Source organism: Pseudomonas sp. FW305-E2, assembly GCF_058782925.1.
On record NZ_JBYSYE010000005.1, the window covers coordinates 66,668 to 92,623 of the forward strand.

At 60.0% G+C, this 25,956-nt stretch carries 23 protein-coding genes; 10 read left to right on the forward strand and 13 right to left on the reverse strand.

The genetic code is table 11. The features are described from left to right. Positions 1-113: 113 nt before the first annotated feature. Both oadA and AC3WLP_RS06795 read right to left on the reverse strand, forming a co-directional pair. Positions 114-1,922, reverse strand: a complete 1,809-nt coding sequence (oadA, locus tag AC3WLP_RS06790; RefSeq protein WP_003253282.1) for a sodium-extruding oxaloacetate decarboxylase subunit alpha — start codon at positions 1,920-1,922, stop codon at positions 114-116. Between the two features lie 11 nt (positions 1,923-1,933). Further along, positions 1,934-3,349 carry an acetyl-CoA carboxylase biotin carboxylase subunit gene (locus AC3WLP_RS06795; protein ID WP_003253279.1) on the reverse strand — a complete coding sequence of 472 codons (1,416 nt, stop codon included), beginning with the start codon at positions 3,347-3,349 and terminating at the stop codon, positions 1,934-1,936. 189 nt (positions 3,350-3,538) lie between these two features. Between AC3WLP_RS06795 and AC3WLP_RS06800 the strand changes: the two genes are divergently transcribed. Beyond that, positions 3,539-4,501: a LysR family transcriptional regulator gene (locus AC3WLP_RS06800; RefSeq protein WP_003253277.1), complete on the forward strand. Its 963-nt coding sequence runs from the start codon at positions 3,539-3,541 to the stop codon at positions 4,499-4,501. Here the strand turns inward: AC3WLP_RS06800 and AC3WLP_RS06805 are convergent. Together AC3WLP_RS06805 and hexR are read right to left on the reverse strand one after the other, a co-directional pair. Further along, positions 4,443-4,661, reverse strand: a complete 219-nt coding sequence (locus AC3WLP_RS06805) for a PA3496 family putative envelope integrity protein (RefSeq protein WP_003253275.1) — start codon at positions 4,659-4,661, stop codon at positions 4,443-4,445. The genes AC3WLP_RS06800 and AC3WLP_RS06805 overlap by 59 nt on opposite strands. A 212-nt stretch (positions 4,662-4,873) precedes the next feature. Continuing rightward, complete coding sequence (hexR, locus tag AC3WLP_RS06810) at positions 4,874-5,740, reverse strand: transcriptional regulator HexR (protein ID WP_003253273.1); 867 nt, start codon at positions 5,738-5,740, stop codon at positions 4,874-4,876. Positions 5,741-5,843: 103 nt separating this feature from the next. On the opposite strand from hexR, the gene zwf reads away from it, so the two are divergent. The 4 genes from zwf to AC3WLP_RS06830 all read left to right on the forward strand — a co-directional run bounded on the left by zwf (position 5,844) and on the right by AC3WLP_RS06830 (position 11,193). Beyond that, positions 5,844-7,286: a glucose-6-phosphate dehydrogenase gene (gene zwf / locus AC3WLP_RS06815; RefSeq protein WP_003253271.1), complete on the forward strand. Its 1,443-nt coding sequence runs from the start codon at positions 5,844-5,846 to the stop codon at positions 7,284-7,286. 214 nt (positions 7,287-7,500) lie between these two features. After that, complete coding sequence (gene uvrD / locus AC3WLP_RS06820) at positions 7,501-9,687, forward strand: DNA helicase II (protein ID WP_004575197.1); 2,187 nt, start codon at positions 7,501-7,503, stop codon at positions 9,685-9,687. 130 nt (positions 9,688-9,817) lie between these two features. Then, a complete protein-coding gene (locus AC3WLP_RS06825; RefSeq protein ID WP_041168564.1) occupies positions 9,818-10,672 on the forward strand; it encodes a Tim44 domain-containing protein in 855 nt (284 codons plus the stop codon). Positions 10,673-10,785: 113 nt separating this feature from the next. Next, positions 10,786-11,193: an SMI1/KNR4 family protein gene (locus AC3WLP_RS06830; RefSeq protein WP_003253266.1), complete on the forward strand. Its 408-nt coding sequence runs from the start codon at positions 10,786-10,788 to the stop codon at positions 11,191-11,193. A 158-nt stretch (positions 11,194-11,351) separates the two neighbouring features. Here AC3WLP_RS06830 and AC3WLP_RS06835 read toward each other — a convergent pair whose 3' ends face one another. Continuing rightward, positions 11,352-13,112: a cation:proton antiporter gene (locus AC3WLP_RS06835; RefSeq protein WP_003253264.1), complete on the reverse strand. Its 1,761-nt coding sequence runs from the start codon at positions 13,110-13,112 to the stop codon at positions 11,352-11,354. A gap of 339 nt (positions 13,113-13,451) precedes the next feature. On the opposite strand from AC3WLP_RS06835, the gene AC3WLP_RS06840 reads away from it, so the two are divergent. Continuing rightward, on the forward strand, positions 13,452-13,937 hold the full coding sequence (locus AC3WLP_RS06840) for an acyl-CoA thioesterase (protein ID WP_003253263.1): 486 nt from the start codon (positions 13,452-13,454) through the stop codon (positions 13,935-13,937). On the opposite strand, the gene pdxY is transcribed toward AC3WLP_RS06840, so the two are convergent. Beyond that, on the reverse strand, positions 13,934-14,806 hold the full coding sequence (gene pdxY / locus AC3WLP_RS06845; protein WP_003253261.1) for a pyridoxal kinase PdxY: 873 nt from the start codon (positions 14,804-14,806) through the stop codon (positions 13,934-13,936). The genes AC3WLP_RS06840 and pdxY overlap by 4 nt on opposite strands. A gap of 120 nt (positions 14,807-14,926) precedes the next feature. Between pdxY and AC3WLP_RS06850 the strand changes: the two genes are divergently transcribed. Continuing rightward, the gene (locus AC3WLP_RS06850; RefSeq protein WP_003253259.1) at positions 14,927-15,319 is read left to right on the forward strand and encodes a DUF3301 domain-containing protein; all 393 of its coding nucleotides are present in this window, start codon (positions 14,927-14,929) and stop codon (positions 15,317-15,319) included. Here AC3WLP_RS06850 and AC3WLP_RS06855 read toward each other — a convergent pair whose 3' ends face one another. The 3 genes from AC3WLP_RS06855 to zigA are packed head-to-tail and all read right to left on the reverse strand — an operon-like array spanning position 15,320 to position 18,163. Then, positions 15,320-16,291 carry a CobW family GTP-binding protein gene (locus AC3WLP_RS06855; protein WP_012054129.1) on the reverse strand — a complete coding sequence of 324 codons (972 nt, stop codon included), beginning with the start codon at positions 16,289-16,291 and terminating at the stop codon, positions 15,320-15,322. It lies immediately after the preceding gene. Between the two features lie 40 nt (positions 16,292-16,331). Further along, positions 16,332-16,958 (reverse strand): DUF1826 domain-containing protein, encoded by a 627-nt coding sequence (locus AC3WLP_RS06860; RefSeq protein ID WP_012054130.1) that lies wholly within the window; start codon positions 16,956-16,958, stop codon positions 16,332-16,334. Continuing rightward, a complete protein-coding gene (gene zigA / locus AC3WLP_RS06865; RefSeq protein WP_012054131.1) occupies positions 16,955-18,163 on the reverse strand; it encodes a zinc metallochaperone GTPase ZigA in 1,209 nt (402 codons plus the stop codon). Before zigA ends, AC3WLP_RS06860 begins: the two co-directional genes overlap by 4 nt. A 114-nt stretch (positions 18,164-18,277) precedes the next feature. Here zigA and AC3WLP_RS06870 point away from each other — a divergent pair, with 114 nt between their 5' ends. Continuing rightward, the gene (locus AC3WLP_RS06870) at positions 18,278-18,658 is read left to right on the forward strand and encodes a hypothetical protein (RefSeq protein WP_004575191.1); all 381 of its coding nucleotides are present in this window, start codon (positions 18,278-18,280) and stop codon (positions 18,656-18,658) included. Positions 18,659-18,930: 272 nt separating this feature from the next. On the opposite strand, the gene AC3WLP_RS06875 is transcribed toward AC3WLP_RS06870, so the two are convergent. Then, positions 18,931-19,458 carry a DUF3617 domain-containing protein gene (locus AC3WLP_RS06875; protein WP_003253248.1) on the reverse strand — a complete coding sequence of 176 codons (528 nt, stop codon included), beginning with the start codon at positions 19,456-19,458 and terminating at the stop codon, positions 18,931-18,933. A gap of 132 nt (positions 19,459-19,590) precedes the next feature. On the opposite strand from AC3WLP_RS06875, the gene cls reads away from it, so the two are divergent. Continuing rightward, complete coding sequence (gene cls, locus AC3WLP_RS06880) at positions 19,591-21,030, forward strand: cardiolipin synthase (protein WP_012054132.1); 1,440 nt, start codon at positions 19,591-19,593, stop codon at positions 21,028-21,030. A gap of 162 nt (positions 21,031-21,192) precedes the next feature. On the opposite strand, the gene cfaB is transcribed toward cls, so the two are convergent. Next, the gene (gene cfaB / locus AC3WLP_RS06885; RefSeq protein WP_088512624.1) at positions 21,193-22,377 is read right to left on the reverse strand and encodes a C17 cyclopropane fatty acid synthase CfaB; all 1,185 of its coding nucleotides are present in this window, start codon (positions 22,375-22,377) and stop codon (positions 21,193-21,195) included. A gap of 207 nt (positions 22,378-22,584) precedes the next feature. Between cfaB and lpdA the strand changes: the two genes are divergently transcribed. Continuing rightward, on the forward strand, positions 22,585-23,985 hold the full coding sequence (gene lpdA, locus AC3WLP_RS06890; RefSeq protein ID WP_088512625.1) for a dihydrolipoyl dehydrogenase: 1,401 nt from the start codon (positions 22,585-22,587) through the stop codon (positions 23,983-23,985). 111 nt (positions 23,986-24,096) lie between these two features. Here the strand turns inward: lpdA and AC3WLP_RS06895 are convergent, their stop codons facing one another. Together AC3WLP_RS06895 and AC3WLP_RS06900 are read right to left on the reverse strand one after the other, a co-directional pair. After that, positions 24,097-25,104 (reverse strand): transketolase family protein, encoded by a 1,008-nt coding sequence (locus AC3WLP_RS06895; RefSeq protein WP_088512626.1) that lies wholly within the window; start codon positions 25,102-25,104, stop codon positions 24,097-24,099. After that, entirely contained in the window at positions 25,101-25,949 is an 849-nt protein-coding gene (locus tag AC3WLP_RS06900; protein WP_019752825.1) for a transketolase, read from the reverse strand. The genes AC3WLP_RS06895 and AC3WLP_RS06900 overlap by 4 nt, the downstream gene beginning before the upstream one ends. Between the last annotated feature and the right edge of the window lie 7 nt (positions 25,950-25,956).

Consider the following 25,956-nt stretch of genomic DNA (forward strand, 5'->3'; position numbering starts at 1 on the left):
GGGATGCGCGTTGCGAGTTGCGGGTCTACCCGCGCAGAGGCTAGTGATTCCGGCACAAAAAAAGGGGAGCATCCGCCCCCCAGAGGTTAACCACTTGTAGATGAGGGCTTAAATCAGCCCTCGATCTCGATCAGGATTTCACCCGGCGTCACGCGATCACCCTTGGCCACATGGATGGCCACAACCTTACCGGCGATGGCCGCCTGCACTTCGGTTTCCATCTTCATGGCTTCGGTGATCAAGACCGCCTGGCCGGCCTTGACCATGTCACCTTCCTTGACCAGCACATCAACGATGTTCCCCGGCATGGTGGTGCTTACGTGGCCAGGGTCAGTAGCTTGCTTGCGCTTGCTGCCGCCACCACTGACGAACTCGTTGAGTGGCTCGAAGACCACTTCCTCCGGCATGCCGTCGATCGACAGATAGAAGTGACGCTTGCCTTCGGCCTTCACGCCCACACCGGTGATGTCGACGCGGTAGGTTTCGCCGTGTACGTCGATGACGAACTCGGTTGGCACGCCTTCACCGCCTGGGGCAGCCACGGCACCGGCTTCCGGAATCGGCAGCAGAACTTCAGGCGTCAAGGTGCCAGCTTCGCGTTCTTCGAGGAACTTGCGGCCAATGTCCGGGAACATGGCAAAGGTCAGCACGTCTTCTTCGCAACGGGCCAGGGCACCGATGTCGCTACGCAACTTGGCCATTTCCGGCTTCAACAGGTCAGCCGGGCGCACATCGATCACTTCTTCGCTGCCGATAGCCTGGCGACGCAGTTGCTCGTTGACCACACCCGGGGCCTTGCCATAGCCACCTTGCAGGTACAGCTTCACCTCATTGGTGATGGTCTTGTAGCGCTCACCCGCCAGCACGTTGAAGAAGGCCTGGGTGCCGACGATCTGCGAGGTCGGGGTGACCAGCGGTGGGAAGCCGAGGTCCTCACGCACACGCGGGATTTCGGCCAGCACTTCGTTCATGCGGTTGAGGGCGCCCTGCTCCTTGAGCTGGTTGGCCAGGTTGGAAATCATGCCGCCCGGTACCTGGTTCACCTGCACCCGGGTGTCCACCGCGGTGAACTCGCTTTCGAACTGGTGGTACTTCTTGCGCACGGCGTAGAAGTACAAGCCGATCTCCTGCAGAAGCTCCAGGTCCAGGCCGGTGTCGAACTCGCTGCCCTTGAGCGCAGCAACCATCGACTCGGTACCCGGATGGCTGGTGCCCCAGGCGAAGCTGGAGATGGCGGTATCGATGTGGTCCGCGCCATTTTCCACAGCTTTGAGCTGGCACATGGCAGCCAGGCCGGCGGTATCGTGAGAGTGGATGAACACCGGCAGCGACTGTTCAGCCTTCAGCGCCTTGACCAGCTCGCCAGTGGCGAACGGGGTCAACAGGCCAGCCATGTCCTTGATCGCCACCGAGTCGCAACCCATGGCTTCCATCTGCTTGGCCTGGTTCACGAAGGCTTCGATGGTGTGTACCGGGCTGGTGGTGTAAGCGATAGTGCCCTGGGCGTGCTTGCCGGCGGCCTTGACCGCTTCGATGGCCACGCGCAGGTTACGCACGTCGTTCATGGCGTCGAAAATGCGGAACACATCGATACCGTTGACTGCCGCCTTGGCGACGAAGGCCTTGACCACGTCGTCGCTGTAGTGGCGGTAGCCCAACAGGTTCTGGCCGCGCAGCAGCATTTGCAGGCGGGTGTTTGGCAGCGCTGCGCGCAGCTTGCGCAGGCGCTCCCACGGGTCTTCCTTGAGGAAGCGCACGCAGGCGTCGAAGGTGGCACCACCCCAGACTTCCAGCGACCAGTAGCCAACCTTGTCGAGCTTGTCGCAGATCGGCAGCATGTCTTCGGTACGCATGCGGGTAGCCAGCAGGGACTGGTGAGCGTCGCGCAGGATCGTGTCGGTTACGTGAATTTTCTTGGACATTATGGGGTTCCTCACAGGCCTGCGTGGGCGGCGATGGCGGCGGCGATGGCCAAGGCCAGCTCTTCGGGTTTGCGCTTGATCGAGTAGTTGGTCAATTCAGGGTGGCTTTCGACAAAGCTGGTATTGAACTGGCCGCTACGGAATTCCGGATTGCGCAGGATTTCCTGGTAGTACGCGGCGGTGGTCTTCACCCCTTGCACGCGCATGTCGTCCAGGGCCCGCAGGCCGCGGTCCATGGCTTCTTCCCAGGTCAACGCCCACACCACCAGTTTCAGGCACATGGAGTCGTAGAACGGTGGAATGGTATAGCCGGTGTAGATCGCCGTGTCGGTGCGCACGCCCGGGCCGCCGGGGGCGTAGTAACGGGTGATCTTGCCGAAGCTGGGCAGGAAGTTGTTTTTCGGATCTTCAGCATTGATACGGAACTGCAAGGCGTAGCCGCGGTGCTGAATGTCTTCCTGCTTGACCGACAGTGGCAGCCCCGAGGCGATGCGGATCTGCTCACGCACGATGTCGATACCGGTGATTTCCTCGGTAATGGTGTGTTCCACCTGCACCCGGGTGTTCATTTCCATGAAGTACACTTCGCCATCGGCGAGCAGGAACTCCACGGTACCGGCGTTCTCGTAATTCACCGCTTTGGCCGCACGCACCGCCAGGTCGCCGATGTAGGCGCGCTGCTCAGGAGTGAGCTGTGGGCTCGGGGCAATTTCGATGAGCTTCTGGTTACGACGCTGGATAGAGCAGTCGCGCTCGAACAGGTGCACTACGTTACCGAAGCTGTCACCGAGAATTTGCGCCTCGATGTGCTTCGGGTTGACGATGCATTTCTCCAGGAACACTTCGGCCGAACCGAATGCCTTGGTCGCCTCGGAAATGACCCGCGGGAAGTTCTGTTCCAGTTCTTCGCGGCTATTGCAACGGCGAATACCACGGCCGCCACCACCGGAGGTAGCCTTGAGCATCACCGGATAACCGATGCGATCACCTTCGCTCAGGGCTTCATGAATATCGGCAACGTTGCCTTCGGTGCCCGGGGTTACCGGCACACCGGCGGCGATCATGGTGCGGCGCGCTTCGGTCTTGTCGCCCATACGGCGAATCACGTCGGCGGCCGGGCCAATGAACTTGATCCCGCGCTCGGCGCAAATTTCTGCCAGTTCGGCGTTTTCCGAAAGGAAACCATAGCCCGGGTGCAGGGCATCACAGCCGGTTTCCACAGCCAGGTTCACCAGCTTGCGCGGGTTCAGGTAACCGGCCAGCGGCTCGGCACCGATGCTGTGTGCTTCGTCAGCGCGCTTGACGTGCAAGGCATGCCGGTCGGCGTCGGAAAAGATCGCTACCGAGCGAATGCCCATCTCGGCGCAAGCACGCACGATCCGAACTGCGATTTCACCTCGGTTGGCGATCAGGATTTTTTTTATCACTGGAGTCTTCCCAAAGCCGTAGGAACAGTCGAGCCGGTTCTACCGGTCGGCGCGTGACCAGACGATGCTGGCCAGTCGCGTATTCACCCTAGCGCTGTAGGTCGATAAACAAAAATCAATATTTGTTAGAGGCTGTATTAGCAAAAGCTTATAGTTGGGTAACAAGGTGTTGCCGAAGAGCTGATTAAAATGCGTAAGTCCTTGATGCGTATGACATTGCGTCAACTCCAGATCTTCAATGAGGTGTGCGATTTGCGGTCGTACAGCCGTGCTGCGGAGGAGATGGCGCTGACGCAACCCGCCGTTAGTCTACAGATCCGTCAGCTTGAAGAGCTGATCGGCCAGCCATTGTTCGAGTACGTGGGCAAGAAGCTCTACCTGACCGAGGCGGCCGAAGCCCTGCAGCGCGCCAGCCACGATATCTTCGGGCGCCTGGAGAGCCTGGACATGCAGCTGTCGGACATGCAGGGCTCACTGCAGGGTCAGTTGAAACTGGCGATCGAGTCCAGTGCCAAGTACTTCGTGCCACACCTGTTCGCCGCCTTCAAGCAGCGTCACCCGGAAGTCAACCTGACCCTGACGGTAGTCAACCGTGCCCAAGCCATCCGCCGCCTTTCCGATAACCGCGACGACCTGATCATCATGTCGATGGTGCCGCAAGACATGGGCCTGGAGTTTCTGCCGTTCCTCAACAACCCGATCGTTGCGGTTGCGCCGCCACAGCACCCGCTGTGCAAGCTGGACCAGTTGCGCATGCAGGACCTGGAGCCTCATACGCTGCTGGTCCGCGAGCAAGGTTCGGGAACACGCAAGGCGTGCGAAGAGTACTTCAAGGACAAGCGTGTGCATTTCGCCCAAACGCTTGAAGTGGCCTCGGCCGATGCCCAGCGCGAATGCGTGATTGCCGGGCTGGGGATCGCCCTGTTGACCCGTCACGCAGTCAACCTGGAGCTGGCTACCGGGATGCTGAAGGAATTACCGGTCGAGGAGCTACCGCTGTACCGTAGCTGGTGCGTGGTGCAGGCCAAGGCCAAGCGGCAGTCGCCGGTGGCCTTGGCGTTTCTTGCATTCATCCGCGGTGAACGTGCATTGATCAGCGCGCTTGTTGAACGTTTTTCGGGGAAACTGCCGCCGACGACTGCCATACCGTGAGTGCTTGCAGCTCGGGGTAGTCCGCCAGGTCGCGGAGCAGTTGACGTTGGTCGCAATAGCTCTCGATCGCGCGGCGGTATTCCATACGTCGCTGATCTTTTTCCTGCTGCTTGCGAGCCTTGGCGTTGGGTTGGTACGTACCGTCGAAGTCACGAGCCATTGCCTGTCTCCCAGATAGTATGCGGGAGTTTCAGACTGGCCTTGATGGTTTACCGTTTGGCGGTGGAATGGTGACAGAATCGTGAATTTTCACCTGCCTGGACCGGCCTCTTCGCGGGCTTGCCCGCTCCCACTGGAATTGCACCGATTTATAGAGGTGCACAGTACCTGTGGGAGCGGGCAAGCCCGCGAAGAGGCCAGTGCAGGTTGAATTCAGTCGTCGGTAGCCTTGATCGACTTGGGCGACAGACGCAAGCTGCGCAGGCTGCGTTTCACGCTCTTCAGGTGGTTGACCAGGCTAGGCCCGCGCGCCATGGCAACGCCCATGGCCAGCACGTCGATCACCACCAGGTGGGCAATACGCGAGGTCAGTGGGGTGTAGATCTCGGTGTCTTCATGCACGTCGATCGCCAGGTTGACCGTCGATAGCTCGGCCAGCGGCGTCTGGCTGGGGCACAGGGTAATCAGGTTGGCGCCGCTCTCACGGACCAGGTTGGCAGTGATCAGCAGGTCCTTGGAACGGCCCGATTGGGAAATACACACCGCCACATCACCCGGTTTCAGGGTAACGGCCGACATCGCTTGCATGTGGGGGTCGGAATACGCTGCCGCGCTGAGCAGCAGGCGGAAGAACTTGTGCTGGGCATCGGCCGCAACGGCACCGGACGCGCCAAAGCCATAAAACTCTACCCGTTGCGCCTGGGCCATGGCGCTCACGGCTTGTTGCAGTGCTTGCGGATCAAGGTGCTCGCGCACTTCCATCAGGGTGTGCAGGGTGGTGTCGAAGATCTTCAGACTGTAGTCGGCGACCGAATCGTCTTCGTGGATAGCGAACTGGCCGAAGCTGGCCCCGGCAGCCAGGCTTTGCGCCAGCTTCAGCTTCAGGTCCTGGAAGCCCGAGCAGCCTATGGCCCGGCAGAAACGCACGATGGTCGGCTCACTGATACCCACGCTGTGCGCCAAATCGGCCATGGAGCTGTGCATGACGGCAGCCGGGTCGAGCAGCACGTGGTCGGCCACTTTCAGTTCCGATTTGCGCAGCAGGTGGCGCGATTGGGCGATATGTTGCAACAGATTCACAGGCTGGACTCGGTTATGATCGGCGTGCCGGGTTGTAGCTTTCTTGTAGTTATACTACATGGACGCCAACCCGCCCAGTTAAACGAACGTGGAGAGTGGTGGTTTGACTATTCCTTGCGACATTCTGGTCTTCGGCGGCACCGGTGATCTGGCCCTGCACAAATTACTTCCGGCGCTCTACCACCTGTTTCGCGAGGCCCGTCTGAACCCTGCCGTGCGGGTCATCGCACTGGCCAGACGCAACCTGCCACGCATCGACTATCTCAAGCTCGCCGAACGCCATTGTCGGGCGCAGATTGCCCGCAGCGACTTCGACGAAGAGGTGTGGCAGCGGTTTTCCGCGCGGGTCGACTACTTCCCGATGGATGCTTCACAGAGCGCCGATTTTGGCCGCCTGGCACGCTACCTGGGTGAACCCGGCGGGCTGACGCGCATCTTCTACCTGGCCACCGCCCCCAACCTGTTCGTGCCAATTGCCAACCACCTGCGCATTGCCGGGCTGGCCGACACCGAAGCGCGCATCGTGCTGGAAAAACCGATCGGCCATTCCCTGGAATCCGCCACTGCCATCAATGAAGCCATTGGCACGGTGTTCGAAGAAAGACAGGTGTTCCGCATCGACCACTACCTGGGCAAGGAAACCGTGCAGAACCTGATGGCCCTGCGTTTTGCCAATGCCCTGCTGGAGCCGGTATGGCGCAACAACCAGGTCGACCATGTACAGATCAGCGTTTGCGAGACACTGGGCGTAGAAAACCGCGGTGCCTACTACGATCGCGCCGGGGCTATTCGCGACATGCTGCAGAACCACCTGCTGCAACTGCTTTGCCTGGTGGCCATGGAGCCACCCGCGCAGTTCGAGGCAGAAGCGGTACGCGACGAAAAGGTGAAAATCCTGCGCGCCCTCAAGCCGATCACCGGCCAGGATGTGCAGGACAAGACGGTACGCGGCCAATATGGTGCCGGGCGTATCGGCGGCCAGGAAGTGCCGGCCTACTACTTTGAAAAGGACGTCGACAACGACAGCGATACCGAAACTTTCGTTGCCATCGAGGCGCACATCGACAACTGGCGCTGGGCGGGCGTGCCTTTCTATCTGCGCACCGGCAAACGCATGGCGCGGCGCGCTTCGCAGATCGTCATCCAGTTCAAGCCAGTGCCTCACGAACTGTTCAGCGGCGGCCAGGTCAACCAGTTACTGATACAGCTGCAACCGGACGAACGCATCAGCCTTCGCATGATGACCAAGAGCCCAGGCAAAGGCATGCGCCTGGAACCCGTGGACCTGGACCTTAATCTGGCCCAGGTGTTCAGCCAGACTCGCCGCTGGGAAGCCTACGAGCGTCTGCTGCTGGATGTGCTCGAAGGTGATTCGACGCTGTTCATGCGCCGCGATGAAGTGGAAGCAGCCTGGGCCTGGGTAGATCCAATCATCAAGGGCTGTGAAGAGCACTTCCAGGCGCCCCGCCCCTACCCGGCTGGCAGTTTCGGGCCCGAGCAAGCCAACAGCCTGCTCGCCAGGCATGGCAGGCACTGGCATGGCTGAATGACCTGCGCGATGGCGCGACCTTTAATCTGAAACAGCAGCAGATGAAATTCGCAGGTGCGAAATCCATAACGGGAAGGCCTTCGACTAACGATGCCTCAGCCAGCTTGCGCAGGCCGTGACCTGGCCCCGGACCGATGAGCGGGATGCCGCCAGGTGAATATTCATACAGTAGATATTTGCCCCTTACCCGGCATCGCCCTAGAATGGCCCGATGCGCACAGACGACCTCTCTCTCCTGCTGAATTCCCTCAACGATGCCCAACGCCAGGCCGTAGCGGCCACGCTCGGGCGTCAACTGGTGCTTGCCGGCGCCGGTTCCGGTAAAACCCGCGTGCTGGTACACCGCATCGCCTGGCTGATCCAGGTCGAGCAGGCATCACCGCACTCGATCCTGTCGGTGACGTTCACCAACAAGGCCGCAGCAGAAATGCGCCAGCGGATCGAGCAACTGTTGGGCATCAACCCGGCAGGCATGTGGGTCGGCACCTTCCACGGCCTGGCCCATCGCCTGTTGCGGGCCCACTGGCAGGAAGCGCGGCTGGTGCAGAACTTCCAGATCCTCGACAGCGACGACCAGCAGCGCCTGATCAAGCGGGTCATGCGCGAGTTGGGCCTGGACGAGCAGAAGTGGCCGGCACGCCAGGCCCAGTGGTTCATCAACGGGCAGAAAGACGAAGGCCTGCGCCCGCAGCATATCCAGGCGGGGGGCGACCTGTTCCTGGCGACCATGCGCGAGGTCTATACGGCCTACGAGCAGGCGTGCGAGCGCGCCGGTGTCATCGATTTCTCCGAGCTGCTGCTTCGCGCCCTGGACCTGTGGCGTGACCACCCGGGCCTGCTGGAGCACTATCAACGACGCTTCCGCCACGTGCTGGTGGACGAGTTCCAGGATACCAACGCCGTGCAGTACGCCTGGTTGCGCCTGCTGGCACGCGGTGGCGACAGCCTGATGGCGGTAGGCGATGACGACCAGTCGATCTACGGCTGGCGCGGCGCCAAGATCGAGAACATTCACCAGTACACCGCCGACTTCCCCGACGCCGAAATGATCCGCTTGGAGCAGAACTACCGCTCCACCGGCGGCATCCTCAAGGCGGCCAACGCGCTGATCGCCAACAACAGCGGGCGCCTGGGCAAGGAACTGTGGACCGACATGGGCGAAGGCGAACCACTGACCCTGTACGCGGCCTACAACGAGCACGACGAAGCGCGCTATGTCGTGGAAACCATCGAGAGCCTGGTCAAGCAGGGTAATGCGCGCAACGAGATCGCCATCCTGTACCGTTCCAACGCCCAGTCGCGCGTGCTGGAAGAGGCCCTGCTGCGCGAACGCATCCCCTACCGCATCTATGGCGGCCAGCGCTTCTTCGAGCGCGCCGAAATCAAGAATGCCATGGCTTACCTGCGCCTGATCGAAGGGCGTGGCAACGATGCCGCTCTGGAGCGGGTGATCAACGTGCCGCCGCGTGGTATTGGCGAAAAAACCGTCGAAGCCATCCGCGAGCACGCCCGTCACAGCCAGCTGTCCATGTGGGAGGCCATGTGCCAGCTGCTCGCCGCCAAAGCCCTGAAGGGCCGCGCCGCCAGTGCCCTGGGGGCCTTTATCGAGCTGATCGAGGGGCTGGCCGCCAAGGTTGTGGACATGCCGCTGCATACCATGACCCAGACCACCATCGAACAGTCCGGCCTGATCACCTATCACCAGGAAGAAAAAGGTGAAAAGGGCCAGGCACGCGTAGAAAACCTTGAGGAACTGGTCAGTGCGGCACGCAACTTCGAGTCCACCGACGAAGACGCCGACCTGTCCCCGCTCTCGGCCTTCCTTGGCCACGCCTCACTCGAAGCTGGCGATACTCAGGCTGACGAGCATGAAGACAGCATCCAGCTGATGACCCTGCACAGCGCCAAAGGCCTGGAGTTCCCCTATGTGTTCCTGGTGGGCATGGAAGAAGGCTTGTTCCCGCACAAGATGAGCCTGGAAGAACCCGGCCGTCTGGAAGAGGAACGACGCCTGGCCTATGTAGGCATCACCCGCGCCATGCGCCAGCTGGTCATGACCTATGCCGAAACACGCCGCCTTTATGGCAGCGAGACTTACAACAAGGTGTCGCGTTTCGTGCGTGAAATTCCGGCCGGCCTGGTTCAGGAAGTACGCCTGTCCAACAGTGTCAGCCGCCCGTTCGGCGGGGCCAAGACGGCCACCAACAGCAACCTGTTCGCCAATGCCAGCATTCCGCAGACCGCGTTCAACCTTGGCCAGCGTGTGCAGCATGCGGTATTCGGCGAAGGCGTAATCCTCAACTTCGAGGGTTCTGGCGCTCAGGCGCGGGTGCAGGTGAATTTTGCCGAAGGTAGCAAATGGCTGATGCTGGGGTATGCCAAGCTCGAGGCTGTCTAAGCCCACAAGGGTCGGGCCTGCCAACTTTGTAACATCAGGCAAAAGCTCGAAACACTATGTCGCTGGTCATGTGCCCGGGAACCTGTGCACCATGACGCGCGTGCAATCCACAACAGGGGATATCCCACTTATGCAACGTTTTCTTAGCATCGCACTGGCGCTCTGCGTCGGCCTGACGCTGAGCCTGGACGCCAGCGCCAAGCGTTTCGGCGGCGGCAAGAGCTCGGGCTCCGCGCCTATCCACCAGACCCGCCAGGCTACGCCAACCACGCCTGCTGCCGCGCCGACCGCACCTGGCCGTGCACCGGCTGCCGCCAGCGGTGCTTCGCGCTGGTTGGGCCCACTGGCCGGCCTCGCCGCCGGTGGCCTGCTGGCTTCCATGTTCATGGGCGACGGTTTCGAAGGCTTCCAGATCATGGACTTCCTGATCGTGGCGCTCATCGCCTTCCTCGTGTTCCGCTTCATCGCCGCGCGCCGCCGCCAACAGCAGCCACAAATGGCCATGCCAGGCCATGCGCCGATGCAGCGTGAGGCTCACGCGCAGCCTGCCCAGCCTTCGATTTTCGGGGGTTCGGCCGCACCTGCTGCCGCAGCCGCACCGGTGATCAACGCCCCGGCCTGGTTCAACGAGCAGAGCTTCCTGGCGGCAGCCCGTAACCACTTCCAGTCGCTGCAGCAGCACTGGGATGCCAATGAAATGGACAAGATCAGCGAGTTCGTTACCCCGCAAATGCTTGAGTTCCTCAAGCGTGAGCGTGCTGAACTGGGTGATGGCTTCCAGTCCACCTACATCGATAACCTGGAAGTGCAACTGGACGGTGTCGAAGACCGCGCCGACCGCACCGACGCGACCCTGACCTTCCGTGGCGTGTCGAAGAATTCGCGCTTCGACCAGGGCGAAGTGTTCAGCGAAAGCTGGCACATGGTTCGCGCCCAAGGCGAGAACCAGCCTTGGCTGGTAGCCGGTATCCGTCAAAACGGCTAATCGCTGCGTGCTAAACAGAGAACCCCGGGCTTGCCCGGGGTTTTTGCTTTTGCCAAAGTGGGCTACTAGGGTATAAGGCGCAGCGTTGTCATCTAGGTCAGAGGAAGTGAACCGTGGAAGAAGTGATCGAACAACTCCGTGAAGCGAATGAGCCAGTACCAGTGCCCCTGGAGCTTCCCGATGAAGACCAGCTGGTAGAGATCGAAGAACAGCTGTTCATCAATATTCCATTCGTGTTCAAAGAGTTTCTGCTGACCGTAAGTGATGTGGTTTACGGCTCCCTTGAGCCTGTTACCGTCACTGATCCGCAGTCGCACACCTACCTGCCAGATGTGGCCTCCAACGCCTGGGATGCCGGCGTACCGCGTGACCTGATTCCGCTGTGCCAGGACGGCGACAATTACTATTGCGTCGAAGAGGACGGCACCGTGGTGCTGTGGGATGCCGAAGAGGAAATTGTCGGCGAAGACAGTTGGGAATCGGTGTGGCACTGGGCGCGAGATGTTTGGCTGGAGAGCTGATCGCTAGCACTTATAGAGAAGCTCGCGATCTGAGTCAGTAACAATGACGTCTCAGCGCCTCAAGATCGTTAAAATCGCCAGGCCTTCTGCGCCTGGCGACATCGCTGTAGCCCCATCTCCTCGGGCGGGCGGGATACCTTGCCCAAGGCGTAACCCCCTCAGTGCGAGTTTTCGCGACTGTTCTCCAGCGTCTCTAGCAACGCGATCTGCATGCGCGTGTGCACGCGGATAAACCAGCGCCACAACAACGCCACCACCACCGCAGCTACCACGGCAATCACCAGCAGCAATTCGCTGGTGGGCAGAATGCTGGCGGACAATGCCGACAACAGCAGGAAAATCACCAGCAGCGACAACAGCGGGATCACTTCGGCGATCACACGGCGCACGCGCTGGGTATGTCGCCCGGCCATTTCCGGCTTCACGCCCATCTCTGCCAGCAGCATCGAGAGTGCCTTTAGCTTGCGGTACGCAGCGATCAGGAATGGCAGTGACAGCAACAAAGCAGCCCCCCATATGACGGCCTTCTGCTGGCTGACATCGCTGACCCACTCACTGAGCCAATTGCCGATACGCCCTGCAAAGTAGCCGCCACTGAAGAAGATGGCGATCACCAGCGCCAGGTTCACCCCAACCTGCAACAGGATACGCCGGATCATCGCCGCCAGCATGGCACTCTCGCCCTGCGGCTGGATGTTGCGTAACCACTCGCCATACAACGACAACACGCGTGCGAGGCGGGCGGGCACCACATTGCCCAGTTTCTGCGACAACGGGTCAGCCGCGCGGATCAGATAGGGTGTCAGCAACGTGGTGATTGCCGATACCGCCACCGCCACCGGGTAAAGGAAGTCGCTGGTCACCTGCAGGGTCATGCCCAGCGCGGCAATGATGAAGGAGAACTCGCCGATCTGCGAAAGCCCCATGCCCACACGCAAAGACGTACGCCCGTCATTGCCGGCAATGAACGCCCCCATGCCGCAAGACAGCATTTTGCCCAGCACCACCGCCAGGGTGATGACAACGATAGGCCAGGCATAGTCGATCAGTACCTGAGGGTCGATCATCAGGCCGATGGCGACAAAGAAGATGGCACTGAACAGGTCGCGTACAGGCTCGATCAGGCGTTCGATCTTCAGCAACTGGCGTGATTCGGCCATGATCGCGCCAATCAGGAAAGCGCCTAACACCATGCTGTACTCCAGCTTCACAACCAGCAGGCAGAAGCCGAAACACAGGCCCAGAACAGTGATCAGCAACATTTCGTTGCTTTCGAACTTGGCGACATAGGCCAGTAACCGCGGTACCAGCAAAATACCGATGACCAAGGCGACAATCATGAACAGCGACAGCTTGCCGACAGTGGAGAACACTTCGCCCGAACTGACCGTGCCGCTGACCGCGATGCCCGACAGCAGGGCAATGATACCGATACCCAGAATGTCCTCGACGATCAGCACGCCGAAGATCAGCTGGGCAAAGCGCTCGTTCTTCATCTTCAAGTCGTTGAGCGCCTTGACGATGATGGTGGTGGAGGAAATGGCCAGAATGGCGCCCAGGAACAGTGAATCCATGGTGCTCCAGCCAAACCAGCGGCCAATCTCGAAACCGATCCAGATCATCAGGACGATTTCCAGGAACGCTGCGATGAACGCCGTGGCACCGACCTTGAACAGCTTGCGCAAGCTGAACTCGAGCCCCAGGCAGAACATCAGGAAGATCACCCCCAGTTCGGCGAGGGTCTTGATGGTGTCTTCGTCATGAATCAGGCCGAACGGCGGAGTGTGCGGGCCAATGATGAAGCCGGCGACAATGTAGCCCAGCACCACCGGCTGCTTGAAACGGTGAAAAAGAATGGTGACCACGCCAGCGACCAGCATGATGACTGCCAGGTCCTGGATGAAGCTGATGGCATGCATGGCGTGATACTCCTTTTCTCGTCTTGTGAATGCCTGGGCAGACCGCTCCTCTGCCGAGGCAAACCTGAGCGAGCAGCAAGTACATACTGTATTGAATCTGGGAACACCCATGTTGCATGGGCGTACTCAGGTTAACATCGCGCTCCGCCGCAAAAAGCCAGTGCAATATGCAGAAACAGATCGGCTGGAAAAGCGCCGCTGATGGCATGATCAGCGTGACGATGATGCGCCAGCCAACGTCCCGTATCAGCAAGGCACATTCAAAAGAGGGGAACAGCAGTGTCAGCAGATAACGCCCTCCATTCGCCCGATTCAGCGCAACCTCACCGTGAGCACACTATGGAACCTGGAAACGCCCAGCTGAGCATGACCGTCCTGATGACCCCGGACATGGCCAACTTTTCTGGCAACGTACATGGCGGCACCCTGCTCAAGTACCTCGACGAAGTGGCTTATGCATGCGCCAGCCGTTATGCCGGCAGTTATGTGGTGACCCTGTCGGTCGACCAGGTGATCTTCCGTGAACCCGTGCACGTGGGTGAACTGGTGACCTTCCTGGCGTCGGTCAACTACACCGGCAACACTTCGATGGAAGTTGGCATCAAAGTCGTGACCGAGAACATTCGCGAGCGCTCGGTGCGCCATTCCAACAGCTGCTTCTTCACCATGGTCGCGGTCGACGACAACCGCCGCCCGGTGCCGGTGCCACCACGCCAGCCGCACAGCAGCGAAGAAAAGCGCCGCTTCCTGCAAGGCCAGCAGCGCCGGCAGATCCGCCAGGAACTGGAAAAGCGCTATCAGGACTTGAAAACCGACGCCATTTAAAGCGCCAGTAACTGCGCTTCGAAGCGCACCCGTGGGTGCGCAATGCGGTCCTGGGCCCGTACCAACTGCAATTCGTAGCTGGCGCAGGCCTGGGTTTCCAGCAGCACTTCATGCACTGCCGCAGCCGTGAATTCGAATGCCTGCACCCAGCTGTCGCCGAGCAGCACACGCGCCAGGAACAAGCCTGAGGTCAGGTCACCCACCCCCACCGGCTGACGCGGAAACGCCAGCAGTGGGCGGCGCAAGTGCCAGCTGTGCTCGGCGGTCACCAGCAACATTTCGAACTGTTCTTCGGCCCGCCCGGGGTACGCCAGGTGCTTGACCAGTACAACCTGCGGCCCACGCTGCAGCAGGCTGCGCGCCATGTTCACGCAATCCTCCAGCGACTGGGCGCGGCGCCCACAGAAGCTGTCCAGCTCCAACTGGTTGGGGCACAGGATGTCCGCTGTGGCTGCAGCCTCGTCAAGCAGAAACTCACTGACTTCGGGCGGCACGATGCAGCCCTTTTCCGGGTGCCCCATGACCGGGTCGCACAGGTATAACGCTTTTGGGTTTACCGCCTTGATCCGCTCGACGCCGGCCAGGATCGCTCGCCCTTGTTCGGCACTGCCCAGGTAGCCGGAAAGCACTGCATCGCAGTGGCCCAGCTCGCCGATATTGGAAATGCCTTCCACCAACGCAGGAATTTGCGCTGGGGCAAGCACTTCACCCGCCCACTGGCCATACTGTGTGTGATTGGAGAACTGCACGGTATTGAGTGGCCAGGCATTGACCCCGATACGCTGCATGGGGAATACCGCGGCGCTGTTGCCGGCGTGGCCGAACACCACGTGGGACTGAATGGCGAGCAGGTGCGGGGTACGTTTCATGCGGGAGGTTTCCAAAGCTGTTTCTAGGATTGTGCGCAGCGCAGTATGAACTCGATTGCTACCTGTACGACAGGCCAGGAACGCAGTTAAGCTGGATCTACCTGTTTGGAGCATATGCAAATGTTGACCCTGGAGAACCTCTTCGTCCTGATGCTGGTAGCCACGGCAGGCGCCTGGTTGTGGCACAACCATGGGTTGCGTGAAAAGGCCCTGGAACGGGTCAAACAGCATTGCGCCAAACTCGACCTGGAGTTGCTTGACGATGCCGTAGCGCTCAAGCGCATCGCCTTTGTCCGGGATGCCAATGGCCGCAAGCGCCTGGCACGCGTCTATGCCTTCGAATTCACCGTCACGGGTGAGCAACGTCACCCCGGCACCGCGACCCAGTTCGGCGCCCACAGTGTGCAGATCGAGCTGGCGCCCTACCCGTTCGAAATCAAGACCCCACCGCGCGCCGACAACGTCATAGAGATGCAGCAATGGCGCCAGGAGCATAACCGCTGGCGCAACTGATCAACTGACGCGACATTCATCCAACCCGGCTTGCAATGCGGGTTGCGGTTGCGGCTGATCGAAAATCAGCTCGATACGCGTGTCCTTCCGCCAGTCGCTGGGCTCCCAAGCGGGCATATCCCCATTCAGCCCATTGAATGACCACCATCCCTCCATGCTGTGGATAACTCCCTTGGCCCGTCGCCATGGCCAAGCACACAAGAAAGCCTTTAGCCGCTGTGGATAAAACTGTTGGCCGGGGTGCCACCGCCAGCCAATACTCCAACCACCCTCCCCCTGCTGGGCAAGGCAAATCGGTTGACTCGGGTCAGCCCACAGTGCTGCTGGATCGATTCCAGGATTGTCGACAATCCTGTTTTTCAAGAATGGGCTGTCAACAATCTGTGGGGATACCGTCGGGAGGCCGGACAAAGGCAACTGCCCCTGCACGGTCCACATGATCTTCTTTTCTTTAAATTTATTACTTATCAACAACTTATGTATTTCATCCACAGCCTCTGACTTATTGAAAACCACGCTTTCAGAGGCGTTGAAAGCCTGCTGTTGAGCCTCTGGCAGAGGCTCGTTTCGAGCCATGGCCTGGGCATCCACAACCATCATGAGTGGCTGAATTGTCAGCACTCCAACCCAAGGCGCTTGTTGCAGCTGAGCCAGCAGCTGCAAGGGATGGCCCAGGCCGGAAGGTTCGATAAACAGCCGGTCAGGCCGCGATTTGCGCAGCAGTCGTCCCAGGCCCACCTGGAACGGCATGCCGTTGACGCAGCACAGGCAGCCCCCTGCGACCTCGCCGATGGCGATGCCGTCTTCGTCACGGCTGAGTAAGGCCGCATCCAGGCCGACAAGGCCGAACTCGTTGATCAATACCGCCCAGCGCTCGTTGGCTGGGCGCTGAGCCAGCAAGTGACGGATCAGCGTGGTCTTGCCAGCACCAAGCGGGCCGGCAATTACATGGGTGGGAATGTTCTGCAGCATGGGGTGGCTTCAGGCGGCGGTGATGCCTCACTATGCGCCGTCAGGCCAGCCAGTCAAGGCTGAGCAGCAAACGCCCCCGCTGCGTAGAAGGGGACCGATGCACCAGGCCTGCCCCTTCGTTACCCTGCCATTTTTCGCCTTTAAGTACCGCAACCTCGGCGGCCTGCAGGTGTTGGATGTTATCCACAGGTGGCTGAGCTGTGTGTAACTCTCCACGACAGCTATCCCGCTCTTGCAACCACTCACTACCTGGGCCGACGTAAGTGGTGAGCAAGCGCAACGGTACGTTATCCACATGGAAGCGTGGGCACATCGGAGCGTTCAACACGCGCAAGCGCAAACCGACCCGTCGTGCGCCAACCAGACAGGTATAAGCCGCCACCAACCACGTCACATCAGCAACGAAAGCTTCATACCCATGCAAATCCGCCGCTTCACGCAGCAGATCTGGCAATACCGGCTTCTGCTCCTCGTTCACATCAATCACCCGCTGATCAGCCAAGGGCTGGCCAAGGCTGATCACCAGTGCGGCAAAGTCCTCCAGTTGTGCCGGCAAGCGCCGCCGCCAGACGGCCAGGTTCACGCCATCCTGCAGCACTTCGGCCAGCACTTGAGGCGTCTCGCCAAACACCTGAAAGATATCCACAGGTCGGTGAGCCAGGTTCATGCTGCCGCTTCCTCATGCCATGGGCCAAATGGGTCAGGTAAACGCAGCCAGCCCATGTGACCCAAGCCCATTTCTTGATCCGTCAACAGGCATGCATCCAGGGCTGTGGATAATTTTTCGACGTCGATATTCTGCCCAATAAACACCAACTCCTGCCGGCAGTCACCGGTGTCGGTGGTCCAGTGTTTCAAGATCGCATTCGTGTTATCCACATCCTGTGGCCACTGCTCGCGTGGCACGAAGCGCCACCAGCGGCCAGCCAGACCATGGCGCATCATGCCGCCCGCTTGCGACCAGCTGCCAGCTTCCTGATATTTGCTGGCCAACCAGAAAAACCCTTTGGAACGCAGCAGCCTTCCGTTTTCCCAGTCCTTGTGGATAAAGTCGTAAAAGCGCTGTGGATGAAGCGGGCGTCGGGCCTGCCAGGTCATGGCCGCGATTCCGTACTCTTCGGTTTCTGGTACATGTTCACCGCGCAGCTCCTGCAACCAGCCTGGTGCCTGGGCCGCTTGATCGAAGTCGAACAGCCCGGTGTTGAGGATCCGTGCCAGCGGCACTTGGCCCATGACCATGGGTACGATCTGCGCCCGGGCATTGAGGCTGCGCAAAATGGCGATGAGTTCTTCGCGCTCATGTTGGCTGATCAGGTCGATCTTGCTCAGCAGCAGTACATCTGCGAACTCGACCTGTTCGATCAGCAAATCACTGATCGACCGCTCGTCTTCTTCGCCCAACGTTTCACCACGGCTGGCCAGGCTCTCTGCTGCTTGATAGTCGCGCAGGAAGTTCAAGCCATCGACCACGGTGACCATGGTGTCCAGTCGCGCCATATCGGACAGACTGCGACCCAGCTCGTCACGGAAAGTGAAGGTCTCAGCCACTGGCAGTGGCTCAGAGATACCGGTGGATTCGATCAACAAATAATCGAAACGTCCCTCTTCGGCCAGCCGTGCAACCTCCTCAAGCAGGTCTTCGCGCAACGTGCAGCAAATGCAGCCGTTGCTCATCTCGACCAGTTTCTCCTCAGCGCGGTTGAGGCTGACATTGCGCTGCACCTCACTGGCATCGATGTTGATTTCACTCATATCGTTGACGATTACCGCCACCCGCAGGTTGTCGCGGTTGCGCAGCACATGGTTGAGCAGCGTGCTCTTGCCGGCGCCCAAAAAGCCGGACAGCACGGTGACGGGAAGACGATTGGACATGGCGAACCCCTTCAGGCAGACGCATTCGAAGCGATGCATTGCACAATGTTATAAAGTAACAATACAATTTCGCCAAGTGGTTCTCGACGGACGAGTGCTCACAGGGGATGAAAAATGAATCTGCCACGCGTCATGGCATTGCTGGTGCTCACCATGCCTGCCTCGCTGTTGGCCATGCCGCAAAACGGTGCATTGGCCCTTTGTACGCGAAGCGCGACGCTGCTCGCTTGCCAGGACGGCAAAGGCAACTACTACAGCGTGCGCACCGAAGGCAGCACGTTCTACCTTCGCGGCTATGACTTCAGCAGCCGCCGACTATGGGCGCAAACCAACAGCCGCTATGGCACGTTGACTTTTTTTACCGGCCTGGCCAGCAATGGTGAGGCCTGGGTGGGTTACAGCCGCCGAGTAGGCTGGACCACCTTGAACCGCGTATCGAGTTCCAGTGGGGAGCGCTTCAAGCTGCATTGCAGCTTGATCGAGGGCTGCCGTTGATGCCTTCTTTTGTTTTGAAGGCTTTGCCTCTACTGCCGCCTATTTGCACATCAGCTTCGAGCGCTAGCTGAAAACGCCTGCCTTGATCAGCCGTTCTCAGGCCGAAAAGCTATGCCTTAACCGCGTCGAGGCAAGGATTGAAAACGAAATGTTCCACGTGGAACTATTCGTTTCCCTACCGACTTCTGGAACTGGCCATGCTCGGCTGCTCGAACGGCAACAGAGGCTGCATGCCCACGACGCGGTTGCCACCAGCCAGTGGCAATGGAACTTCAGCTGCGCGGTTTGACTGTCCCGCAGTCATTGCCTAGCCACACCGCACGCGTGTTCATGCTGCCTTGCTGCTGCACACCCGAAGCGTTGAACGTGCCACTGACCTGGGTGGTGAATTCCCGATCACTGAGAAATGTAGCCTGGCCACTACCCTGTGCCTTCGGGCAGCTGAACTGGAATTTCCACACGTTACCGGTACGGTCGGTAATCTTCTGAGTGCAGCCCGATTTCGGGTCCTGCAGCGGAATGTCATTCGTTGCCACCTGTTCTGGTGTCAGGCACGAACGCACACCCTTGCCACCTACACTGACCCCTTGTTTGGCCAACACCCCCTCCATCATTGCGCGCTGCTCTGGCGGCAGGTTCTTCAACTGGCCAAGCATGAATTCCATGTCGGGTAGCGGCTTGCCATCGACCTGCATGTTGCTGGTGGTCAGCTCCCACAACCCCGGTTGCAGCATCTGGGCTTGCACCAGCGGACTGCTCATGCCTAGGGCCAACGCCAACAGTGGCAGACGAATCTTCATGGACGAACGCTCCTGGAAAAAAACCGGTCAAACGGGCCGGACTGAGCCTTAGACGCCAAATCCGCCTGCGGGTTGCAGGCGGACCGGGAACGTGTTCTGTTACCTCAAGTGTACTCGGCAAGCAGGATGCATATGGATTACCACAGCCCCTACTTCTTTGGTTACCTACTCGGCATGATCCATCTGCTGGGTATAGTCGCCGCACTGCATGCGCTGTTCACCGTGCGGACAGCTCAGGGAGCCATTGCGTGGGCGATGCCCTTGCTCTTCATCCCCTACCTCACCTTGATCCCCTACCTGATCTTCGGCGCCCGCTCGTTCTACGCCTACATCAAGGCTCGGCGTCAGGCCAACCAGGAAATGCACGTGGCCATGGCCAACCTCAACTGGCGACCTTGGGTTGAAGAAGCCCTTACCGCCCGCGAGTCCGAAAGCTACGCAGCGTTGCGGGCGATGCCCAAGCTGGGTCGCATGCCATGCCTGGCAAATAACCAGGTAAAACTGCTGATCAATGGCAAGGCCACCTTCGATGCCATCTTCGCAGCCATCGAAAAAGCACGCGATGTGGTATTGGTGCAGTTCTTCATCATTCATGACGACACCCTCGGCAAGGCACTGCAGCAACTTTTGCTACGCAAAGCCGCCGAAGGCGTGCAGGTGTTCGTGCTGTACGACCGTGTCGGCAGCCACGCCTTGCCGGCCAGCTACAGCCAGATGCTGCGTGACGGCGGCGTGCAGATCCATGCATTCGCCACCCGTCGCGGCTGGTTCAACCGCTTCCAGGTGAACTTCCGCAACCATCGCAAGATTGTGGTGGTGGATGGCTTGCTCGGCTTCATTGGCGGTCACAACGTGGGAGACGAGTATTTGGGTGAACACCCACAGCTTTCACCCTGGCGTGACACCCACGTACAGATCAGCGGGCCGGTACTGGCCTGCCTGCAAGAGTCGTTCGCCGAGGACTGGTACTGGGCCACGCGCCAGCTACCGCCGCTGATCCTGCCCGATACGTACCCGGATAACGGCGTACTGTGTCAGGCCCTGGCCAGCGGCCCGGCAGACCCACAAGAAACCTGCTCGCTGTTCTTCCTTGAAGCGATTCATTCGGCCACCCGCAGGGTGTGGATCACCAGCCCCTACTTCATCCCTGACGAGGCCGTGTTCGCCGCCTTGCGGCTGGCGGTACTACGAGGAGTCGATGTGCGGGTGCTCATCCCGTCACGGCCGGACCACCGCATCGTCTACGCCGCCTCCAGCCTGTTTGCCTTCGAAGCGGTGCGCGCGGGGGTACGTATGTTCCGTTACCAACCCGGGTTTCTGCATCAGAAGGTGGTGCTGGTGGATGATGACGTCAGCGCGATTGGGAGTGCCAACCTGGACAACCGCTCGTTCCGCCTGAACTTCGAGATTACCCTGCTGACAGTCGATCGCGGCTTCGCTGACCAGGTCGAGCACATGCTCCACGAAGACTTCGAACACGCGCGGGAAATTACTGCAGAAGACACCCAAGACACCCATCGACTACAGCAGTTGGGGATGCGGATTGCGCGGCTGATATCGCCGATTCTTTAAGGTGAGCACGCCCGTTGTGAGAGCGACCTTTACCGCGAAAGGGCCGTAACGCGGCCCCAGCAATATAGGCTGCACAGATGAAATGCAGGGGCCGCATTGCGGCCCTTTCGCAACACAAGGCCACTCCTGCAAAGCCATATCAGCGCTGTGACACTTACGATTTCAGCGGTACAGGTCTTCCCGCGTCCAAGGCAGGTCATGATGCCCGTCGGCGTATGGCTTCACGGCCAATATCTGGTGCAGGTTGATCCAGCCCTTCTGAAAGGCGTAGGCACACCCGGCCAAGTACAAACGCCAGATCCGCAGGGTCTTCTCAGGCACCAGCGCTGCCGCCTTGTGCAATTGGTTCTCCAGGTTCTCGCTCCAGTGGTGCAAGGTTTTAGCGTAGTGCAGGCGCAGGCTCTCCACGTCCACCACCTCCAGCCCGGCTTCACAGATACTGGCGCTGATCATCGACAGGTGCGGCAGTTCGCCGTGGGGGAATACATAGCGATCGATGAACTCACCCGCCCCGCGCCCGACCGGTCGGCCATCGACGTGCTTGGCAGTGATGCCGTGGTTCATCACCAGCCCACCTTCCCTCACCGCCCCGAACAGCTTCTGGCAGTACAGCGCCAGGTTGGCATGCCCGACATGCTCGAACATACCCACGCTGACAACCTTGTCGAAGCGACCATCCTGGGGTAGATCGCGGTAATCGAGAATCTGCAGGTCGACCTTGTCGGCAAGCCCTTCCGCTTGCACACGCTTGCGGCCGAGCTTCAATTGCTCATTGCTCAGGGTAATGCCGAACACCTTGGCGCCATATTCACGGGCAGCGAACCGCGCCAGCCCGCCCCAGCCACAGCCAACATCGAGCAGGTAGTCACCGGCATCCAGACGCAGCTTGCGGCACAGGTGGTCAAACTTGTCCTGCTGCGCCTGGTCGAGCGTATTGTCCGGCTCACGGAAGTAGGCGCAAGAATAGGCCATGTCCTGGTCCAGCCAAAGCTGGTAGAACGCGTTGGACACGTCATAGTGGTAGGAGATGGCTTTGGCGTCGGTGCTCTTGTCATGAGACACACGTGGCGGCGGCGTTTCATCCTCATCCGCCAGCAGCGCTTCGCTCAGCTCGTCGCACACGCGGATGGCCTCACCGATATTGCCTTCCAGCTCCAGCTTGCCTTCGACGAATGCGGTGCCTAGCTGGTCCATGCTTGGGTGGGTCAACTGGCTGATCAGCTGCGGCTCCTTCACCAGAATGGTGACCTGAGGACTAGGCCCAAGATCAAACTGGTTACCGTCCCACAGCTTCAGCCTCAGCGGCAGATGCAAGCTCTGCAATGCAGGTGGAAGTTGAGCAAGCATGAAACACCCCTCCTGTCCGTAATTGGCCACGACGCCTAATATTTCGAACGTCACCGGATCAGAGTAGTTCATCTGTAGGATGTTTCCTCTAAGCAAGACCTTGGTCTAGAACCAACTGATCTTATCCACACAGCAGATTGTATACAATCACTGCATCTCAGCTTAACCTTGTGCCCTCTCGCGCTTCTACATCCTGGAGTTGAACCCATGAAATCCTATGACGTGGTGATCATCGGCGGTGGCCCTGGCGGCTACAACGCAGCCATCCGTGCTGGCCAGTTGGGCCTGAGCGTTGCCTGCGTGGAAGGCCGCTCGACCTTGGGCGGTACCTGCCTGAACGTCGGCTGCATGCCATCCAAGGCGCTGCTGCATGCTTCGGAGCTTTACGAAGCTGCCAGCGGTGACGAGTTCGCCCACCTCGGTATCGAAGTAAAGCCCACCCTCAACCTCGCCCAGATGATGAAACAGAAGGACGAGAGCGTGACAGGCCTGACCAAGGGCATCGAATACCTGTTTCGCAAGAACAAGGTCGAGTGGATCAAAGGCTGGGGCCGCCTGGATGGCATCGGCAAGGTCGTGGTCAAGGCCGAAGACGGTAGCGAAACCGCGTTGCAGGCCAAGGACATCGTCATTGCCACCGGCTCTGAGCCCACCCCTCTGCCAGGTGTGACCGTCGACAACCAGCGCATCATCGACTCGACCGGCGCGCTGTCGCTGCCGCAAGTGCCCAAGCACCTGGTCGTCATCGGTGCTGGCGTGATCGGTCTTGAGCTGGGTTCGGTCTGGCGCCGCCTGGGTAGCCAGGTCACTGTCATCGAATACCTGGACCGCATCTGCCCAGGCACTGACACGGAAACGGCCAAGGCCCTGCAGAAGGCGCTCGCCAAGCAAGGCATGGTGTTCAAGCTGGGCAGCAAAGTGACTCAGGCTACCGCAGGTGCCGATGGCGTCAGCCTGACGCTGGAGCCTGCCGCCGGTGGTACTGCAGAATCGCTGCAAGCCGATTACGTGTTGGTGGCTATCGGCCGCCGCCCTTATACAAAAGGGCTGAACCTGGAAAGCGTGGGCCTGGAAGCCGACAAGCGCGGCATGCTCAGCAACGAGCACCACCGTACCTCAGTGCCGGGTGTCTGGGTGATTGGCGACGTCACTTCGGGCCCGATGCTGGCGCACAAGGCCGAAGACGAAGCGGTGGCCTGTATCGAACGCATCGCCGGCAAGCCCCACGAGGTCAACTACAACCTCATCCCTGGGGTGATCTATACCCGCCCGGAGATGGCCACTGTGGGCAAGACTGAAGAGCAGCTCAAGGCCGAAGGGCGTGCCTACAAGGTTGGCAAGTTCCCCTTCACCGCCAACAGCCGTGCCAAGATCAACCACGAGACCGAAGGCTTCGCCAAGGTCATCGCCGATGCCGAAACCGATGAAGTACTGGGTGTGCACCTGGTGGGCCCAAGCGTCAGCGAGATGATTGGTGAGTTCTGCGTGGCTATGGAGTTCTCGGCCTCGGCAGAAGATATCGCCCTCACCTGCCACCCTCACCCGACGCGCTCCGAGGCCCTGCGCCAGGCGGCGATGAATGTGGATGGCATGGCCATGCAAATCTGACGAGCCCCATTCGCTGCGTCAGGCCATGCCCTTGCCTTCGGCATTCGCTTTGCGGGCATACAGGGATAGAGCCGCCTTCAATTCCGGCCGGCTCTATCTTCAGGTATCAAGTCACAGCCAAGCCTTGATCTGCGCGCTCACTGCATCGGTGGAGATACCGTAGCGGTCATGCAGCGTCGGCAGAGCGCCGGCATCGAGGAAGGCATCGGGCAAGGCGATCTGGCGGAATGTCGGCGTTACTCCGTTGCGCAGCAGCAGGCCCGCCACCGCCTCGCCCAGGCCGCCGATGATCGAATGGTTTTCGGCGGTGACCACCAACCGTCCGGACTTGCGTGCCTCAGCCAGAATCGTCTGTTCGTCCAGTGGCTTGATGGTGGGTACGTGCAGTACTGCCACATCGACGCCATCCTTCTGCAACTGCGCTGCGGCCTCTAGCGAACGCATGGTCATCAGACCGGTGGAAATGATCAGCACGTCCTTTCCGGTTCGCAGGATCTTGGCCTTGCCGATCTCGAACTTGTAGCCATATTCATCCAATACCAGCGGCACGTTGCCGCGCAGCAGGCGCATGTACACCGGTCCCTGATGGGCGGCGATGGCAGGCACCGCCTGCTCGATTTCCAGAGCGTCGCATGGGTCGACGATCATCAGGTTCGGCATGGCGCGGAAGATTGCCAGATCATCCGTTGCCTGGTGGCTGGGGCCGTAACCGGTGGTCAAGCCCGGCAACCCGCAGACGATCTTGACGTTGAGGTTCTCCTCGGCGATGGCCATGCAGATAAAATCATAGGCCCTGCGCGAGGCGAATACCGCGTACGTGGTGGCGAACGGCACGCAGCCTTCGCGTGCCATGCCAGCGGCTGCACTCATCAGCAATTGCTCGGCCATACCCATCTGATAAAAACGGTCCGGGTGCGCCTTCGCGAAAATGTGCAGGTCGGTGTACTTGGACAGGTCCGCCGACAGGCCGACGATGTCCGAACGCTGTTCGGCCAGTGCCGCCAACGCATGACCGAACGGCGCTGAGCGGGTGGCCTGGCCCTCGGCAGCGATCGAAGCGATCATGGCCGAGGTTGTCAGGCGCTTCTTGCCGGTTTCGGTGGTGTTTAGGCGGCTCATACAGTTCTCCCGACCTGAAGGTTTTGCAATGCCAGATCCCACTCGTTTTCATCGACGCGGATGAAGTGGGTTTTTTCACGTGACTCGAGAAAGTCCACACCCTTGCCCATCTTGGTATCGCAGATGATGACCCGCGGCTGTGCCCCTTGATGGTTGCGTGCGGCGTCGAACGCGGCGACCAGGGCGCCGATGTCGTTGCCGTCCACGCGCTGGGTAAACCAGCCAAACGCCTGCCAACGGTCAACGATGGGCTCGAAGGCCAGCACTTCGCTGGAGTAGCCGTCGGCTTGCTGGTTGTTGACGTCGATGATTGCGATGAGGTTGTTCAGTTTCCAATGTGAGGCCGACATCGCGGCTTCCCAGGTTGATCCCTCGTTCAATTCGCCGTCCGAAAGCAGGTTGTAGACAAACGAATCCGATTTCTTGCGCTTCAGGCCCAGGCAGGCGCCGACCGCTATGCCCAAGCCGTGGCCGAGCGACCCCCCGGTTATTTCCATGCCCGGCGTGTAGGCGGCCATGCCCGACATCGGCAGGCGGCTGTCGTCCGAACCATAGGTTTCCAGTTCCTCCAGGGGGATCACGCCGGCTTCGATCAGCGCTGCATACAGGGCGATGGCGTAGTGACCGATGGACAGGTAAAAGCGGTCGCGTTGCTCCCATTCGGGGTTGTGGGGCTGATAGCGCAGCGCATGGAAGTACGACACGGCCAGCAAGTCAGCGGCGCCGAGGGCCTGGCCGACATAACCCTGGCCCTGGACCTGCCCCATGCGCAGGGCATGGCGGCGAATGTTGTAAGCGCGTTCGGCGAGCGCCGAGAGCGAAGTGTCGGGTGCGTTGACAGTCATGGTGACT

Bases quoted from the DNA above. Each gene is read 5' to 3' on its own strand.
- lpdA (WP_088512625.1), top strand. From the start codon at position 22,585: ATGAAATCCTATGACGTGGTGATCATCGGCGGTGGCCCTGGCGGCTAC.
- pdxY (WP_003253261.1), bottom strand. From the start codon at position 14,806: ATGAAACGTACCCCGCACCTGCTCGCCATTCAGTCCCACGTGGTGTTC.
- AC3WLP_RS06900 (WP_019752825.1), bottom strand. From the start codon at position 25,949: ATGACTGTCAACGCACCCGACACTTCGCTCTCGGCGCTCGCCGAACGC.
- oadA (WP_003253282.1), bottom strand. From the start codon at position 1,922: ATGTCCAAGAAAATTCACGTAACCGACACGATCCTGCGCGACGCTCAC.
- AC3WLP_RS06855 (WP_012054129.1), bottom strand. From the start codon at position 16,291: ATGCTGCAGAACATTCCCACCCATGTAATTGCCGGCCCGCTTGGTGCT.
- AC3WLP_RS06840 (WP_003253263.1), top strand. From the start codon at position 13,452: ATGGAACCTGGAAACGCCCAGCTGAGCATGACCGTCCTGATGACCCCG.
- zigA (WP_012054131.1), bottom strand. From the start codon at position 18,163: ATGTCCAATCGTCTTCCCGTCACCGTGCTGTCCGGCTTTTTGGGCGCC.
- AC3WLP_RS06835 (WP_003253264.1), bottom strand. From the start codon at position 13,112: ATGCATGCCATCAGCTTCATCCAGGACCTGGCAGTCATCATGCTGGTC.
- AC3WLP_RS06850 (WP_003253259.1), top strand. From the start codon at position 14,927: ATGTTGACCCTGGAGAACCTCTTCGTCCTGATGCTGGTAGCCACGGCA.
- AC3WLP_RS06895 (WP_088512626.1), bottom strand. From the start codon at position 25,104: ATGAGCCGCCTAAACACCACCGAAACCGGCAAGAAGCGCCTGACAACC.
- AC3WLP_RS06800 (WP_003253277.1), top strand. From the start codon at position 3,539: ATGCGTAAGTCCTTGATGCGTATGACATTGCGTCAACTCCAGATCTTC.
- cls (WP_012054132.1), top strand. From the start codon at position 19,591: ATGGATTACCACAGCCCCTACTTCTTTGGTTACCTACTCGGCATGATC.
- AC3WLP_RS06805 (WP_003253275.1), bottom strand. From the start codon at position 4,661: ATGGCTCGTGACTTCGACGGTACGTACCAACCCAACGCCAAGGCTCGC.
- AC3WLP_RS06825 (WP_041168564.1), top strand. From the start codon at position 9,818: ATGCAACGTTTTCTTAGCATCGCACTGGCGCTCTGCGTCGGCCTGACG.
- cfaB (WP_088512624.1), bottom strand. From the start codon at position 22,377: ATGCTTGCTCAACTTCCACCTGCATTGCAGAGCTTGCATCTGCCGCTG.
- AC3WLP_RS06875 (WP_003253248.1), bottom strand. From the start codon at position 19,458: ATGAAGATTCGTCTGCCACTGTTGGCGTTGGCCCTAGGCATGAGCAGT.
- AC3WLP_RS06860 (WP_012054130.1), bottom strand. From the start codon at position 16,958: ATGAACCTGGCTCACCGACCTGTGGATATCTTTCAGGTGTTTGGCGAG.
- AC3WLP_RS06870 (WP_004575191.1), top strand. From the start codon at position 18,278: ATGAATCTGCCACGCGTCATGGCATTGCTGGTGCTCACCATGCCTGCC.
- uvrD (WP_004575197.1), top strand. From the start codon at position 7,501: ATGCGCACAGACGACCTCTCTCTCCTGCTGAATTCCCTCAACGATGCC.